Source organism: Microbacterium sp. PM5 (assembly GCF_003293595.1).
Lineage (GTDB): Bacteria > Actinomycetota > Actinomycetes > Actinomycetales > Microbacteriaceae > Microbacterium.
Genome location: NZ_CP022162.1, coordinates 2482470 through 2498036, shown reverse-complemented (window position 1 = coordinate 2498036; position 15567 = coordinate 2482470). Strand labels below are relative to the sequence as shown.

The following is a 15567-nucleotide window of genomic DNA, read 5'->3' as shown; positions in this document are numbered from 1 at the left end:
CCCGCGCTCTCCCCGCCGGTCAGGCGCCCGCGAGCCATTCGCGGTAGGCGTCGAACGAGGAGGGCCGCCCCAGGAAAGCCTCGACGAGCGCGGTCGCGTCCCGGCTGCCGCCGGGCTCGAGGATCTCACGACGGTAGCGGGTCGCCGCCTCGGCATCCATGAGGTCGCCGCCGAAGCCCGAGAGCAGGTCGCGCGCGATCACGAGGCTCCACTGGTACGTGTAGTAGCAGGCGCCGTACCCCGTGAGATGCCCGAATCCGGCGTACGAGTGCAGCCCGCGCAGCGGCTGCACGGGGCTCGTCGAGGCGTACCAGTGCTCGGTGGCCGCCTGCAGGTCGGCCGGACGGTCGACGTGCAGGTGGTAGGAGACGTTGGCGTGACCGAGCTGACGGCGCACCTCCAGTGCCCGGCCGAACCCGTCGGCGACGCGCATCTTGGCGACGAGGTCGGCCGGGATCGGCTCGCCGTCGGCGTTCGCCGTGAAGGATGCGAGGACCTCGACATCCCACGCCCACTCCTCCAACAGCTGACTCGGTGCCTCGACGAAGTCCCACTCCGTGGCGACCCCCGAGAAGCGCACGAAGCGCTGGGCGCCGCCGAGGATGTCGTGCACGAGGTGACCGAACTCGTGGAAGAACGTGACGACCTCGTCGTGGGTCATCAGCCCGCGCGCGAAGTTGCACAGCAGCACCGCCTCGGGCAGCACGCGTCCCGTCACGCCGGGCGCGAGGGGGAAGCACGCGGCGTGGTTGTACTTGCCGTCGCGCGGATGCAGGTCGAGGTGGATGCGTCCGAGCCGCGCGCCGCGGCGGATCACGTCGTAGGAGCGCACGTCGTCATGCCAGGCGGAAATCTCGACGGGAACGTACTGGACGTCCAGCAGTCGCGCGGTCGTGTCGAGCACGCCCGGCAGCACGCGGTCGAACGAGAAATACGAGCGCACCAGCTGGGCGTCGACGTCGTGACGCTCACGGCGCAGCGTGCTGAGAAGGTAGAAGAAGTCGGCGATGGTGACCTCGGTGGCCGACGGGTCGTCCTGTCGCAGCCGCTCGAGCAGCACGGGGTACTCACCCGCGGCGGCGGCGGCTGACGCATCGTCGAGACGCGCGAGGAACTCCGCGATCGCCGCACTGCCGCCGTCGGGGCGTCCGGCGCCGATCATGCGGGTCTCGGTTTCGTAGTCAGCCCAGTCTCGGTAGCCGAGCAGCTGCGCCCGCTCGGCGCGGACCGCCAGCAGTTCGGCGAGCACCGCGTCGTTCGCCGGCCACGCGAGGTCGTTGTAGGCCGCGACGAGCGCCGCGCGGGTCGCGCGGTCGGTCGCGTATTCTCGCACCGGCATGAGGTCGGTGTATTCGGTGGTGAGCACGATCAGTCCGTCGTCGTCCACGGGATGCGCGTCGATGAAGTCCTGCGGCAGACCCGCCAAAGCCTCGGGTGCGACACGGACCTCCCGACGCCCGTCGCGGATGTTGCGCGAGAACTCGAGGCTCAGCTCCGTGTCGCGGTCGGTGAGCACGCGCACGCGATCGCGGTCGTCCGGAGGAAGGGCGACGCCCCCGCGGCGGAAGTCGCGGCGCACCTCGGCGAGCAGGCGCACCTGGTCGGCGTCGAGATCCTCATCGGCCAGCGTCTCGAACGCGGCGAAGAGCTTCGCGTCGAGAAGCCGGGATGCCGAGAGCGCCTCGAGCGCCTGCACCTGGGCTTCCGCGACGCGGCGCACCTCGGCATCCGGGTGCGCCTCACTCAGGAGATAGGCCTCGCACGTGGCCTGACGCAGCGCCAGGTCGGCGTCGTTCCACAGATCCAGGCGCGTCGCGGCATCCATCTCGTCCGCCGCGCCGACGAGGCGGGCGTCGACATCGGCGACGAGGGCGACAGCGGCGGCGGGGCGTCCGGACGCGAATGCCGCCCAACCGTCGGCGTCGGTCGGGAAGACGAGGGGCTCGATCGAGGTCATGCTCCGAGCCTACGTCGGGCCCGCGACGTCACCGATCGGCGATCACTGCGGCGCGTGATCGTCGTCGATCTCCTCGGCACCGGGTACCGACGCGGCCTCGGCGCCGTCGGCCGCCGCCTCGGTGCGCAGCAGCTCCTTGACCTCGGACATGAAGCTCGTCAACTGGTGCTGCTGCCAGCGCAGCGCCCGCGCGCGGTCTTCGGCGTCGCGCAGCACGCTCTGCGAATGCCCGGTGACGGTGTCGATGATCTTCTGCGCCTTGACGCTCGCGCGATCCAGGATCTCGCGCGACCGCAGCCGGGCGTCGGCCTCGTGCTGCTGAGCCTGGGCGCGCATGAGCTTGTCGAAGTCGTCGGCCTTCGCCGTGATGCGCTGCGCGTGCTCCAGCGATGCGGCGACCTGGTCGTTGGCGTCCTGCGTGATGCGCTCGGCGTGCGCGACGGCCTGGTTGTGCAGCATCAGGAACTCCTGCTGGGCATCGTCCTGCCGGCGGCTCAGGGCCTCCTCGAACTCGAGTGCGCGCAGGCGCTGCTCGCGCACCGCGTCCTCCGCCTCCGCGCGGAGCTGCTCCGTCTCGCGCGAGACGAGAGCACGCAGGGCCGCGGCGCCCTTCTCAGCTTCGGTGCGGATGGCAGCGGCCTCCTGTTCGGCCTGGGCGAGCTTCTCGGCGGCGTGCGCCGCTTCGCGCTCGAGCTGGGCGGTGTGCGCCGTCAGCTCGGTATCGATCGTCAGTCTCGCCTGTGCGGCATCCGTCGCCGCCTGGGCGCGCACCGTCTCGATATCGGCGTGAGCCGCTGCGCGCTGCGCGGCGATCTCCTCGCGGGCGGCCTGGAGAAGACGCTCTGCCTGCACGCTCGCGTTCTTGATGATCACGGATGCCTGGTCCTCCGCGACCCGCAGCACGTCCTCGAACCGCTCGCGTTCGTGGGAGGACTCCGCGGCGGAGCTCACGAACTCCGCCGAGAGGGTCTGCACCTTGTCCTCTGCGTTGTCGGCGCGCGCGGACTGCACCGCGAGGTCGCTCTCCAGCTGCGCAACGCGCGCCTGGAGCCGCGCGAGCTCGTCGGTGCGCTCGTGCTCCTGCTGCTGCGCGGTCTCGAGCTGACGGGTGAGCGCGTCGGCGTCGGCGCGGCGGGCGTCAGCGTCGGCCATCAACGCCGCGAGCGCGGCATCCACGGCGGCGCGGTCGTAGCCGCGGAAGACGGTGGGAAACGACGCCGCGTCCCCTTCGGATCGGGACTCGTGCGACCCCGACATGAGGTCGTCGAAGGCGGACTGGTCGGACTCGTGGCGGTCGGTCATGGCAACACTCCGAAGCGGCGCCCGCCCCGGCGGGCGCGGCGGCATGTCACCGACTCGGGCGTGCCGGCACGCGAATGATATCGGAGAAGCCGATCGTGACGGTGTCGTCGTCAGCGACGCCCGAGCAGAAGATCGGTGAGGGTGGGCCGGAAGTGCCGGGCGACGTAGGTCACGGCTTCGTCGACGCCGAACGCGCGGGTCGAGTTGCCGACCCGCACCCACAACTCGGTGCCGCCGCCCTGGGCGACGAAGACGGGCTCGGGCGCTCGCGGGCAGCGTACGGCGCAGACCGTGGCGCCGTCGACCTCGGCGAAACGGATACGCGGCATGGCAGCGGCGTTCTTTCCGAGACTCGCCGTCAGCATGTCGCGCAGCCAGAGCTCGAACCGGTCGGCGTCGGGGGTGCGGAGAGTCGCGAAGTCGCGATCGAGACCATGCACGCGGCCGTCGTCGTCGACGCCGATGAGCAGTGTTCCCCCGGAACTGTTGAGGAAGGCGGCGACGGTCTTCGCGACCACCTGCTCCATCCGCGCGTCCTTCTTGTCGTCACGGACGTTCCAGCGCGCGGTCTCCTTGAACTCGACACGGTCGCTCTCGCCCTTCTCCAGGAGCGCGGCGACGTCGATGGCCCCGTCGCGGCGCAGCAGCGCCGCCACGCCGGCGACGAGGAACGACAGCCCGAGGCTGCTGCCGGCCGCCAGCAGCAGTGCGGTCGGCATCCACAGCCTCAGCCCGACGAAGAACCACCCCGCCAGGAAGAGCCCCAGGCTCACTCCCAGCAGCGACACGATCGTCATGACCGACAGCGGCAGGGAGAGCCGGGCACCGAACAGGCGACGCAGCACCCAGGCGATCACGAACGACAGCAGCAGCGCCAGCGGCAGCGCGCCGGCGACCTCGACGAGCATCTCACTGCGGGGCACGGTGATCACCTGGGTTCGAGAGTCGGTTCGGCGGCGGGGCGGTCAGCGCAGCGCGCCGACGCTGGCGAGAGCCAGACGGATGAGCGTCGAGCGCCCGCCCTCCATCTCGGCGGCCAGAGCGTCGGACGACGCCTCCTCGGGGGTCATCCACGTGACCTCCAGGGCATCCTGGCGCGGCTCGCACGTACCGGTGACCGGGATGACGAACGCCAGCGACACCGCATGCTGACGGTCGTCGTGGAAGGCGCTGACCCCGGGGAGGGGGAAGTACTCGGCCACCGTGAACGGCACCGGTTGCGGCGGAAGCTGCGGGAACGCCATCGGACCGAGGTCGTTCTCGAGATGGCGGAAGAGGGCGTCGCGCACCGTCTCGCCATAGCGCACCCGCCCCGACACGATCGACCGGGTGATCTCCCCCAGCGGCGTCGCCCTCAGCAGCACGCCGACCTGCGTCACCGCACCCACGCCGTCCGTGCGCACCGGCACCGCCTCGACGTAGAGGATCGGCAGCCGCCGACGGGCCTCGGCGAGCTCGACGTCGCTCAACCAGCCGGGGTTTGCGGCGCTTTCCGGAGCCGGCGAGCCGAACGTGCCGTCGCCGAGAGGGTGCCCGGGACGACCGGCCCCTCCCCCGAAGCCGCGCAGCGGGTCGCGAGGGGTCCCGTCGTCGTCGCGTTCGTTCGGATCAGGGTCGGGGGTGCGAACGGCCATGCCTCCATGTATACCCGCACCGCCGCCCATGGCGCGTCCGCGGCGTCGGCCGGGCGACGACGCGAGCGTCGACACCTCCTGCGAGGATGGGGTGATGAGCGCGATCGCGATCGACGACGGGGCCGTCCTCTGGTCCGAAGGCCCCGAGGCGCGAAGCGGCAGACCCGTGCTGCTGCTCCTGCACGGCTACGGCTCGGACGAGCGCGACCTGTTCGGGCTCGCTCCGTTCCTGCCCGACGCGTTCGTGCTGGCCGCCGTCCGCGCGCCGTTGGCTCCGCCGTTTCCCGCCCCCGGCTGGTCGTGGTACCCGATCGAGGGACTCGACGGACGCTCGAGCACCGCGGTGACGGACGCCGCCGACGCCCTGATCGCGTGGCTCGATCGGACGACGGATGCCGAGACGGTCGGCATCCTCGGTTTCTCCCAGGGCGCCGCGGTCGCTCTGCAGGCCCTGCGCCTGCGCCCCGAACGGTTCGCGTTCGTCGTGAACCTCGCCGGCTATGCGGACCCGACCCCCCTTCCGGGCGACGGGACGCTCGCCGAACGCCGCCCGCCGGTCTTCTGGGGACGGGGTGCCCGCGACGAGGTCATTCCGCCGGCCGCGGTGGCCCACACGGTGCAGTGGCTGCCGGAGCACGCGACCTTGAGCGGTCGCGTCTATGCCGGGCTGACCCACAGCGTGTCGCAGGAGGAGCTCGACGACGTCCGCGTCTTCCTCGAGAAGCAGCTCGCCGCCGCGGAGAGCTGAGCCGGCTGTGGCCTTCGGAGGGCGGGTGCGTTAGGCTGTCGGCGTTCCTGTCCCGACCGTGAGGAAGACCGTTGAAGGGTTTCGACGCCGCGCTGTGATTGCGCGCTGAGCCGTCGATCCCTCCGTCCCTCTTCGGAACCCGGGTTCTTCGACGCGTCGGCGCATCCTTATCCGCGCCGGCCGTCGACCCTCTCCCGTCGTCCCGGGAACGGTGTCGTGCGCGCCCGCGCTCCGACACTGTTCCCGTCACCGACAGGAGGCACCCATGCCCCACGCTTCTCCCGCGGTCGTGCTCGACCGCGTCACCTTCACCTGGCCGGACGGCACCGTCGCTCTCGACAGCGTCTCCGGAGCCTTCTCCGATGTGCGCACCGGACTCATCGGACGCAACGGCGCCGGCAAGTCCACGCTGCTCGGCCTCATCGCGGGCACCCGCGTCCCGGCATCCGGCACCGTCTTTCGCAGCGGCACCGTCGATGTGATGCCCCAGCGGGTCCCCGAAGACACCCGCGTCGCCGCTCTGCTGGGCGTCGACACGTCCCTGGATGCCGTGCGCGCCATCGCCTCCGGCGACGTCGACCAGCGTCACTTCGATGCCGTCGGCGACGACTGGGACGTGGAGGCGCGCGCCCAGGCCGCGCTCGCCGAAGCGGGCCTGCCCGCCGACGCGCTCGACAGACGGGTGGACGCACTCTCCGGCGGCGAGGCCGTGCTCGCGGCGCTGGTCGGAGTGCGGCTGCGCGGTGCACCCATCGCGCTGCTGGACGAGCCCACCAACAATCTCGACCGCGATGCGCGGGCGCGGGTATACGAGCTCGTACGGAGCTGGCGGGGCACGCTCATCGTCGTGAGCCACGACACGGCACTGCTCGAGCAGATGGACGAGACGACCGAGCTCTACGGCAGTGCGCTGACGACGTTCGGCGGTCCGTACTCCGCGTGGCGCGCAGCCCATGAGGAGGAACAGGCCGCCGCACGGCAGGCCGAGTCCGCCGCTCGCCAACAGGTGCGGCGCGAGAAGCGCGACCGCATCCACCAGGAGCAGGTGCTGGCCACCCGCACGGCGATGGGGAACAAGGCGTACGCCGAGAAGCGTGAGCCGAAGATCATCATGGGCGGCAAGAAGCGTGCTGCCCAGGTGTCGGCCGGGCGGCTTCGGGTCGAGGCACGCGACAAGGAGACGGAGGCGCGCGCGGCGCTCGACGCCGCCGAACGTCGCGTGCGCGACGACGAGTCGGTGCGCATCGACCTCCCCGACCCCGGAGTCGCCGCGGGACGGCGGATCGCGACGATCGGTGACGGCGAGCGATCGTGGATCGTCCAGGGCCCGGAGCGGGTCGCGCTGATCGGTCCGAACGGAGCGGGCAAGACGACCCTCCTGGAGCGGCTCGTCGCGGGCCGCTCGGGCCCTTCCGAGCCCGACGACGTGCACAACTCCGCCTCAACCGGCGCCGGCGGCGGTGCAGGGGGCCCGGACGGCCCGCCCAGGCGGAGTCCTGCACACGCGACCGCCCACACCGACCGCGTCGGGTACCTGTCGCAGCGGATCGACCGGCTGGAGGAGGAGGCGACGCCGCTGGAGAACCTGCGCCGCGCCGCACCCGGCGTCGGCGACGTCGAGCTGCGCAACCGTCTCGCACGGTTCCTGCTCCGCGGGGCCACGGTGCTGCGCCCGGTGTCGGCGCTGTCGGGCGGTGAGCGCTTCCGCCTCGCGCTGGCATGCCTCGTGATGGCCGAGCCGGCACCGCAGCTGCTGGTGCTCGACGAGCCGACGAACAACCTCGATCTCGACACGGTTGACCAGCTCGTCGCCGCGCTGTCGGCGTTCCGCGGCGCCGTCGTCGTGGTCAGCCACGACGACGGCTTCCTCGGGAGGATCGATCCCGACCTCGTGCTCGAGCTGCGGGAGGGGGTGCTGACCGAGGTCGCGTCCGGCTGATCCGGTCCTCGGGGCGGCGGGCGCGCTCCGCCGCCCCGACGCGTCGGTGTTCGCCGCGCGCGAGCGCGACCCCGCTTGTCGGAGGTCCGCGCGATGATGGAGCGATGGCCGATGTGCTCGAGCGGTTCGGTCCTGCGACCCAGGACTGGTTCCGCGGCGCCTTCGCCCAGCCCACGAGCGCTCAGGCGGGGGCGTGGGATGCGATCTCCGCCGGCAAGCACGCCCTCGTCGTGGCTCCCACCGGCTCGGGCAAGACCCTCTCGGCGTTCCTCTGGGCCATCGACCGCGTCTTCCGTGAGAAGGCTCCGGCGCCGCGAGCGTCCGAGGCGGCGGAAGACCCCGCTGCGCCCAAGAGGCCCGCTGCCGCCCAGCAGCCCCCTGGCTCCCGGAAGAAGGCGGCGAGGAAGAAGGATGCTGCCGGCACGCGCATCCTCTACATCTCTCCGCTCAAGGCGCTCGGCGTCGACGTCGAGCGCAACCTCCGCTCGCCGTTGGTGGGAATCGGGCAGGCGGCGAGGCGCCTCGGCATCCCGCTCCCCGAGGTCACCGTCGGCGTGCGCTCGGGAGACACTCCGGCCGCCGATCGCCGCCGACTCGTCGCTGACCCGCCCGACATCCTCATCACCACGCCCGAGTCGCTGTATCTGATGCTCACGTCGCAGGCGGCGGCGACCTTGCGCGACGTGCACACGGTGATCGTCGACGAAGTGCACGCGGTCGCGGCGACCAAGCGCGGCGCTCACTTGGCCGTCAGCCTCGAACGACTCGACGCGCTGCGTCGCGGCGACGACCCCGAGCGCGCGCCCGCGCAACGCGTGGGGCTCTCGGCCACCGTGCGCCCCATCGACGAGGTGGCGCGCTTCCTCGGCGGCTCCGCGCCGGTCGAGATCGTCGCCCCGCGTGCGACGAAGGCGTTCGATCTGCGCGTCGTGGTGCCGATGAGCGACATGCTCAACCCTCCCCCACCGCCGGAGCGGACCGATTCCGACGCGGAGGCGGCGGCGGATGCCGAGGGCGACGGCGACTGGTTCACGCCGTCGCAGCCGTCCGAGGTCACCGGCTCGGTCTGGCCGCACGTGGAGGAGGCCATCGTCGACCGCGTCCTGGCGCATCGCTCGACGATCGTGTTCGCGAACTCGCGGCGTCTCGCGGAGCGCCTCACGGGGCGCCTCAACGAGATCTACGCGGAGCGGCTCGGGCTCGATCTGCCCGCGCAGACGGTTCCGGCCGCCACGATGGCCCAGGCGGGAGCGAGCGCCGGAGCCCCGCCGGAGCTGGCGAAGGCCCACCACGGCTCGGTGTCGAAGGAGCAGCGCGCCCAGGTCGAAGACGAACTGAAGCGCGGCATCCTGCGCTGCGTCGTCGCGACGAGTTCGCTGGAGCTCGGCATCGACATGGGCGACGTCGATCTGGTGATCCAGGTCGAGGCACCGCCGTCCGCCGCCTCGGGACTCCAGCGTGTCGGACGGGCGGGCCATCAGGTGGGCGAGGTGAGCCGGGCCGCACTGTTCCCCAAGCACCGCGGCGATGTCCTCCACACCGCGGTGGTCACCGAACGCATGCTCGCGGGCCAGATCGAGGCGATCAGCGTGCCGCAGAATCCGCTCGACATCCTCGCGCAGCAGACGATCGCCGCGTGCGCCGTCGGGCCGGTGGACGTCGAGGGCTGGTTCGAGACGGTGCGGCGCTCGGCACCCTTTCGCACGCTGCCCCGCTCAGCCTACGAAGCGACGCTCGACCTGCTGGCCGGCAAGTACCCGTCCGACGAGTTCGCCGAGCTGCGTCCCCGCGTCGTCTGGGACCGCGATCACGGCACGCTCACGGCGCGCCCCGGTGCCCAGCGCGTGGCCGTGACGAGTGGCGGCACGATCCCCGACCGCGGCCTGTTCGGCGTCTTCGTCGCCGGCGAGACGCGAAACGCCCGGGTGGGCGAGCTCGACGAGGAGATGGTCTACGAGTCGCGCGTGAACGACGTGTTCACGCTCGGCACCACAAGCTGGCGCATCGTGGAGATCACGCACGACCGCGTCAACGTCCTGCCCGCGTTCGGTCAGCCTGGAAAGCTGCCGTTCTGGCACGGCGACGGGCTCGGCCGGCCCGCCGAGCTGGGCGAAGCCCTCGGCCGGTTCTCGCGTGAGGTGGCGGGAGCGGATGCCGAGAAGGCGACGGCGCGTCTGCGGGAATCGGGCCTCGACGACAACGCGATCGGCAACCTGCTGGCCTATCTCGACGAGCAGAAGGAGGCCACCGGAAGCCTCCCGACCGACCGCACGCTGACCGTCGAGCGCTCGCGCGACGAGGTCGGCGACTGGCGGATCATCTTGCATTCCCCGTACGGCATGCATGTCCACGCCCCGTGGGCGCTGGCCGTCAATGCGCGCATCCGGGAGCGGCTGGGCGTCGAGGGCTCGGCGGTCGCCAGCGACGACGGCATCATCGCGCGGGTGCCGGATGCCGAGAGCGAGCCGCCCGGCGCAGAACTGTTCGTCTTCGAGCCGGACGAGCTCGAACAACTCGTCACCGACGAGGTCGGCGGCTCGGCGCTGTTCGCCTCCCGGTTCCGCGAGTGCGCCGCACGCGCGCTGCTGCTGCCCCGTCTGAACCCGAACAAGAGGTCGCCGCTGTGGCAGCAGCGCCAGAAGTCGGCCCAGCTGCTGGAGGTGGCCAAGAACCACCCGACGTTCCCGATCATCCTCGAGACGCTGCGCGAAGTCCTCCAGGACGTCTACGACCTCCCTGCGCTGCTGCGCATCGCCCGCTCCATCGGCGACCGCCGGATCCGGCTGGTCGAGACCACCACGAGCACCCCCTCGCCGTTCGCCCGCGATCTGCTGTTCGGCTACGTCGGCGCCTTCATGTACGAGGGCGACTCGCCCCTCGCCGAGCGTCGCGCGGCCGCTCTGTCGGTCGACCCCGCCCTGCTCGGCGAGCTGCTCGGCAAGGTCGAGATGCGGGAGTTGCTCGACCCGGCCGTGATCGCGCAGTTCGAGCGCGAGGCGCAGCGACTGGACCCGTCGCGGCGCGTGCGCGGGCTGGAGGGCGTCGCCGACCTGCTGCGCCTTCTCGGACCGCTCGACGCGATCGAGGTCGCGGCGCGACTGGCCCCACCGACCACGCAGTCGCAGGACGCGTCTGCGGGTGTGGCACCGTCCCCGACGGATGCCGAGAGCGACGCGGGCGCGCACGGCGCGGCATCCGCATTCCTCGATCAGCTCGTCGCGGCACGTCGGGCGATCCGTGTGAGTGTCGGCGGTGTCGAGCGGGTCGCGGCCATCGAGGACGCCGGGCGGCTCCGCGATGCTCTGGGCGCCGCGCTGCCCGTCGGCATTCCGCTCGCCTTCCTCGAGCCCGTCGCCGACCCCCTCGCCGACCTCGTCGCGCGCTACGCGCGCACCCACGGCCCGTTCCGCACGGCCGATGTCGCACGGCGGCTCGGCGTCGGCGGCGCCGTCGCCCGCCAGACGCTGCAACGGCTGGAGTCGCAAGGGCGCGTGGCGAGCGGCTTCTTCCTGCCCGAGGGGGCCGCCCCGCGATCGATGACCGACGACGAGGGCGGTTCCCGCGCCGGCATCGACGACCTGGAATGGTGCGACAGCGAGGTGCTGCGACGTCTGCGCCTGCGCTCGCTCGCCGCGATCCGCGGCACCGTCGAACCGGTGACGCCGGCCTCGTACGCCCGCTTCCTCCCCGCCTGGCAGCACATCGCGGGCGCGGCCGGCGGACGCCCGCTCGAGGGTGTCGACGGCGTCCTCGCCGTCATCGAGCAGCTCGCGGGCGTACCGCTTCCCGCCAGCGCGTGGGAGTCGTTGATCCTGCCGCTGCGGGTGAGCGACTACACACCGGCGATGCTCGACGAGCTCACCTCGACCGGCGACGTCGTCTGGTCGGGTCACGGCTCGTTGCCCGGCCGCGACGGGTGGATCGCCCTTCACCCCGCCGACACCGTGGCCCTCACCCTCACCCCGGCGGAAGACCCGGAGGCACCCTCCGACACGGAGCAGCGCATCATCGACGCCCTCCGCGCCGGCGGCGCGTTCTTCGCCGGCCAGCTGGCAGCGATGACGCAGGCGACCAGCGAGCAGGCGGTCATCGATGCGCTCTGGAACCTCGCCTGGACGGGACGGGTGACCAACGACACCTTCGCGCCCGTTCGCGGTCTGCTCGCCGGAGGCTCGCAGGCGCATCGCACCGCGAGACGTGCTCCCCGCGCCCGCATGTTCCGGGGGACCTCCATCCCCACGACCCTGGCCGCCACGCGCACCGCCGCACCGCGCGCGCCGATGGCCGGCGGACGATGGTCGCTGCTGCCCGAGCCGTCTGCCGATGGCGCGCTGCGGGCGACGGCCTCGGCGAGCCTGCTCCTGGAGCGCTACGGCGTCGTGACGCGCGGCAGCGTGCAGGCCGAGGCCGTCCCCGGAGGGTTTGCACAGGCCTACCGCGTGCTCGCCGGATTCGAGGATGCCGGGCACTGCCGCCGCGGCTACTTCATCGAGAAGCTCGGGGCCGCGCAGTTCGCGGCATCCGCCACCGTCGATCGCCTCCGTGAGTACGCCGCTCTCGCCGACCCGCCGCCGCGTCGCGCCGTCACGCTCGCGGCGACCGATCCGGCGAACCCGTACGGCGCCGCACTGGCCTGGCCGGCGCTCGACGGCGTCTCGCATCGTCCCGGGCGCAAAGCCGGCGGACTCGTCACGCTGGTCGACGGCGAGCTGGTGTTCTACCTCGAACGCGGCGGCCGGTCGGCGCTCGTGTTCAGCGACGACGACGAGGTGCTGGCCGCCGCTGCCGCGAGCCTGGTGGCCACGGCGCGCACCCATCGCCTCGACACGCTCACGGTCGAGCAGGTGTCCGGGGCGTTCGTGTACGGCACTGCGTCCGGGCGCGCCCTGCAGAGCGCAGGCTTCGTCGAGTCCAGCCGTGGCCTCACCCTGCGACGGCAGCGATGAGGCGGCTGTCCGCGCGCTCGTCGGGAGCCGCTCATGCCTGAGGGCGACACCGTCTTCCGCACGGCGCGACGGTTGCACGAGGCGCTCGCCGGTGCCGAGGTCGTCCGGTTCGACCTGCGCGTGCCACGCCACGCCACGGCCGATCTGACCGGCGAGGTGGTGCACGAGGTCGTGCCGCGGGGCAAGCATCTGCTGATGCGCATCGGCGGGTTCACCCTGCACTCGCATCTGAAGATGGAAGGACGCTGGATGGTGTTCGGGCGCGGCGAACGCTGGCGGGCTCCGGCCTATCAGGCCCGCGCGATCGTCGGCACCGCGGCCGTCGATGCCGTGGGCTTCGAGATCGCGATGGTCGACCTCGTCGCCACCGCCGACGAGGACCAGCTGGTCGGCCACCTCGGTCCCGATCTGCTCGGCCCGGATTGGGACGCCGAGGAGGCGGCACGGCGCATCCTCGCCGACGAGCGGGCCGTTCACGTCGCGATCCTCGATCAGCGCAACCTTGCCGGATTGGGAAACGAGTACGCCAACGAGCTGCTGTTCGTCCGCGGCATTCTTCCCACCACGCCGGCCGCCGCCGTGGATGCGGCCGGGCTCGTCGAGACGGCCGCGCGGATGATCCGCGCCAACCGCGATCGCGCGTCGCGGACGTTCACCGGTGACACCCGTCCCGGTCGGCAGAACTGGGTCTACCGCCGAGAGCGCAAGCCGTGCCTGCGCTGCGGCACGCCGATCCGCCGCACCGAGCTGGGTGCCACGCAGACCAGCGAGCGCATCGTGTTCTGGTGCCCCCGCTGCCAGAGCTGACCGCGCCCACTCGCCCCGCGCCGCCAGCCCGGCGGCGACGGCCACCACGTCGGCGCCTGCCAGCGCGCCTCAACAGAATCGGATCACTGCAACAGAATCGGATGCCGCGGCATCCGCTCCTCCGCATCCGTTGCCAGACTCCGCATCCGGTGCGGCGCGGGCCACCAGCCACGCGGCGCGCGCCGGCCCGGCGGCGACGGAAGATACCGCGGTGTCAGCGGCCGAGGTAGCGGCCCGGGCGGTGGTTGAGGGCGAGCACGAGGTTGAGGAGGATCGCGCCGACGGCGCTCATCACCACGTTCGGCCAGGGGACCACCAGCAGCGCCAGCGCCACGATCAGCACGTCGAAGATCATCATCGTCCACCCCGCGCGGAAACCGGTGCGGTCCTGGATCTCGAGGCCGACGATGTTGATGCCGCCGACGCTGCCGCGGTGGCGGAAGAGGATCAGTACCCCGACACCGGCGAGCAGGTTGCCCGCGAGGGTGCCGTACAGCGGCTGGAGACCGCTGATCGGGAAGAGCGCGTCGTGCAGCGGGGCGAGCCCGGAGACCAGTGCGATGCAGACGATCGTGCGGATCGTGAAGTCCCAGCCGCGCCGCCACACGGCGAGCAGCGCGAACGGCAGGTTGACGGCGGCGAACAGGATCCAGAAGGGCCACCCCGTGGCGTAGCCCAGCAGCAGCGAGAGACCGGCGGTGCCGCCCGTGACCGCCCCGGCCGCGTGCAGCAGGTGCAGCCCCAGGGAGACCAGGAACGTTCCTGTGAGGATGCCGAGAATGTCCTCCGCGACCGAGTGGTCCTGGGTCTTGGCTTCGAAGACAAGGGTGGGACCGGTCGTCGGGTCGGGGTCCGCGGGGATGGTCACGGCATCCATCTTCGCAAGCCGCGTGCGACTCGGCGTCATCGGACCGGCCGTGGGAATGATCCGACGGTCGCCACCGTTGCGGATACCAGGAGGGATTCGTGGGTAAGAACTACATCGACATCGAAGACGAGCGTGGGCAGACGCTGCGCTATCGCAAGCACGTCAACGGCCGCGGCCTGATCGCCAACGGCGCGAAGGTGCACGCCTCTGCGCTGGTCGAAGCGGGCGCGTATGTCGAACCGGGTGCGCAGATCGCCGCGGGTGCTCACATCGGCCGCGGCGCGTGGATCGAACCGGATGCCGTGATCGGGCCGGACGTGGAGATCGCCCCGCACGCGCACATCGGATCGGGCGCCGCGATCGGCCCTCGCGCCAAGATCGGCGTTCGCACCGTGGTCGGCGCGCACGCGCGCGTGGCGGGCGGATCGCTCATCGGCGACGATGAGCAGATCGCCGACGGCGAGCGCGTCGCAACGGATCGCCGAGGCCTTCGCCTGGCCGCCTGAACTCTCTCATCGTCGGCGGGATACGCTGGCCTGCATGGCCGGACGCGGAACGGGAGGAACGGGCGGGCGACCCGGCAGGCCCGCGCGGCCCTCGGCATCCGCTCGCCGCTCGCCTCAGAAGAATGGGACGAAGAAGGGCACTGCCGGCACCGGTGGGGCGCCGAAGGGGGCAAGCCCGAAACCGGCAACGTCGACGGCGCCCGAACCTGCGCGCGGCCGCTTCCGCCTCGGCGCGATCGAAGGCGCCACTCCGGGAAAGTGGATCGGCACCTGGCGTGAGCGGATGCCGCACGTAGCCCTCGAGCTCGCGCCGTTGAGCATCGCCGACCAACGGCAGGCACTGACGACGGCCACGGTCGACGCGGCTCTCGTGCGTCTGCCGATCGATCGCACCGACCTGCACGTCATCCGTCTGTACGACGAAGTGCCCGTGGTCGTCTGCGCGGCCGACTCCCATCTCACCGCCGCGGACGAGCTGACCCTCGCCGATCTGAGCGGAGAGGTGATCATCGTTCCGCAGCATCCGCCCCTGGAGCTCGAGGTACCAGGCGGCGAGACCCCTCGCTTCGCTGCGCCGGAGACCGTCGCCGACGCCATCGCCATCGCAGCATCCGGCGCGGGAATCGTGATCGTCCCCATGTCGCTGGCGCGGCTGCACCACCGGAAGGATGCCGCGCACCGCCCGCTCACCGACGGACCGACCTCGAGCATCGCTCTGGCGTGGGCGGCCGCTCCGGCGACGGGACCGGACGCCACGGCCGCTGCGTTCGTCGAGACCTTCATCGGCATCGTCCGCGGGCGCACCGCCAACTCGTCGCGGTGAGCGACGTCACACACCTGCCCCCTCGAAGCACGCCCGC

General features: G+C 72.0%; 11 protein-coding genes. 6 read left to right on the top strand and 5 right to left on the bottom strand.

What is annotated here, in order from left to right; translation table 11 throughout:
• Window positions 1-19: 19 nt before the first annotated feature.
• From CEP17_RS11885 to CEP17_RS11870, 4 genes are all read right to left on the bottom strand, one after another.
• A complete protein-coding gene (locus tag CEP17_RS11885) occupies window positions 20-1957 on the bottom strand; it encodes a M3 family metallopeptidase (RefSeq protein WP_112932390.1) in 1938 nt (645 codons plus the stop codon).
• Between the two features lie 42 nt (window positions 1958-1999).
• Window positions 2000-3259 (bottom strand): DivIVA domain-containing protein, encoded by a 1260-nt coding sequence (locus CEP17_RS11880; RefSeq protein WP_112932389.1) that lies wholly within the window; start codon window positions 3257-3259, stop codon window positions 2000-2002.
• A 110-nt stretch (window positions 3260-3369) separates the two neighbouring features.
• On the bottom strand, window positions 3370-4182 hold the full coding sequence (locus tag CEP17_RS11875; protein WP_239498521.1) for an ATP-binding protein: 813 nt from the start codon (window positions 4180-4182) through the stop codon (window positions 3370-3372).
• Window positions 4183-4224: 42 nt separating this feature from the next.
• Entirely contained in the window at window positions 4225-4893 is a 669-nt protein-coding gene (locus CEP17_RS11870; protein WP_112932388.1) for an NUDIX hydrolase family protein, read from the bottom strand.
• 94 nt (window positions 4894-4987) lie between these two features.
• Here CEP17_RS11870 and CEP17_RS11865 point away from each other — a divergent pair, with 94 nt between their 5' ends.
• The 4 genes from CEP17_RS11865 (at window position 4988) to CEP17_RS11850 (ending at window position 13333) form a co-directional block, all read left to right on the top strand.
• The gene (locus CEP17_RS11865) at window positions 4988-5641 is read left to right on the top strand and encodes an alpha/beta hydrolase-fold protein (RefSeq protein ID WP_112932387.1); all 654 of its coding nucleotides are present in this window, start codon (window positions 4988-4990) and stop codon (window positions 5639-5641) included.
• A gap of 265 nt (window positions 5642-5906) precedes the next feature.
• Window positions 5907-7580 carry an ATP-binding cassette domain-containing protein gene (locus CEP17_RS11860; protein ID WP_112932386.1) on the top strand — a complete coding sequence of 558 codons (1674 nt, stop codon included), beginning with the start codon at window positions 5907-5909 and terminating at the stop codon, window positions 7578-7580.
• A gap of 104 nt (window positions 7581-7684) precedes the next feature.
• Entirely contained in the window at window positions 7685-12526 is a 4842-nt protein-coding gene (locus CEP17_RS11855) for an ATP-dependent helicase (RefSeq protein WP_112932385.1), read from the top strand.
• Between the two features lie 33 nt (window positions 12527-12559).
• Entirely contained in the window at window positions 12560-13333 is a 774-nt protein-coding gene (locus CEP17_RS11850) for a DNA-formamidopyrimidine glycosylase family protein (protein WP_112932384.1), read from the top strand.
• A 214-nt stretch (window positions 13334-13547) separates the two neighbouring features.
• On the opposite strand, the gene CEP17_RS11845 is transcribed toward CEP17_RS11850, so the two are convergent.
• Window positions 13548-14210 (bottom strand): YitT family protein, encoded by a 663-nt coding sequence (locus CEP17_RS11845; protein WP_036316769.1) that lies wholly within the window; start codon window positions 14208-14210, stop codon window positions 13548-13550.
• An 89-nt stretch (window positions 14211-14299) separates the two neighbouring features.
• Between CEP17_RS11845 and CEP17_RS11840 the strand changes: the two genes are divergently transcribed.
• Both CEP17_RS11840 and CEP17_RS11835 read left to right on the top strand, forming a co-directional pair.
• Window positions 14300-14707 carry a UDP-3-O-(3-hydroxymyristoyl)glucosamine N-acyltransferase gene (locus tag CEP17_RS11840; RefSeq protein WP_005050582.1) on the top strand — a complete coding sequence of 136 codons (408 nt, stop codon included), beginning with the start codon at window positions 14300-14302 and terminating at the stop codon, window positions 14705-14707.
• Window positions 14643-15530, top strand: coding sequence for a substrate-binding domain-containing protein (locus tag CEP17_RS11835; RefSeq protein WP_343234074.1), 888 nt, complete (start codon window positions 14643-14645; stop codon window positions 15528-15530). Before CEP17_RS11840 ends, CEP17_RS11835 begins: the two co-directional genes overlap by 65 nt.
• The last annotated feature ends 37 nt before the right edge of the window (window positions 15531-15567 follow it).

What these genes read in the sequence shown, in the direction of transcription:
- CEP17_RS11885 (WP_112932390.1), bottom strand. Translation starts at nt 1,957, where the DNA reads ATGACCTCGATCGAGCCCCTCGTCTTCCCGACCGACGCCGACGGTTGG.
- CEP17_RS11880 (WP_112932389.1), bottom strand. Translation starts at nt 3,259, where the DNA reads ATGACCGACCGCCACGAGTCCGACCAGTCCGCCTTCGACGACCTCATG.
- CEP17_RS11870 (WP_112932388.1), bottom strand. Translation starts at nt 4,893, where the DNA reads ATGGCCGTTCGCACCCCCGACCCTGATCCGAACGAACGCGACGACGAC.
- CEP17_RS11865 (WP_112932387.1), top strand. Translation starts at nt 4,988, where the DNA reads ATGAGCGCGATCGCGATCGACGACGGGGCCGTCCTCTGGTCCGAAGGC.
- CEP17_RS11860 (WP_112932386.1), top strand. Translation starts at nt 5,907, where the DNA reads ATGCCCCACGCTTCTCCCGCGGTCGTGCTCGACCGCGTCACCTTCACC.
- CEP17_RS11855 (WP_112932385.1), top strand. Translation starts at nt 7,685, where the DNA reads ATGGCCGATGTGCTCGAGCGGTTCGGTCCTGCGACCCAGGACTGGTTC.
- CEP17_RS11850 (WP_112932384.1), top strand. Translation starts at nt 12,560, where the DNA reads ATGCCTGAGGGCGACACCGTCTTCCGCACGGCGCGACGGTTGCACGAG.
- CEP17_RS11845 (WP_036316769.1), bottom strand. Translation starts at nt 14,210, where the DNA reads ATGGATGCCGTGACCATCCCCGCGGACCCCGACCCGACGACCGGTCCC.
- CEP17_RS11835 (WP_343234074.1), top strand. Translation starts at nt 14,643, where the DNA reads ATGAGCAGATCGCCGACGGCGAGCGCGTCGCAACGGATCGCCGAGGCC.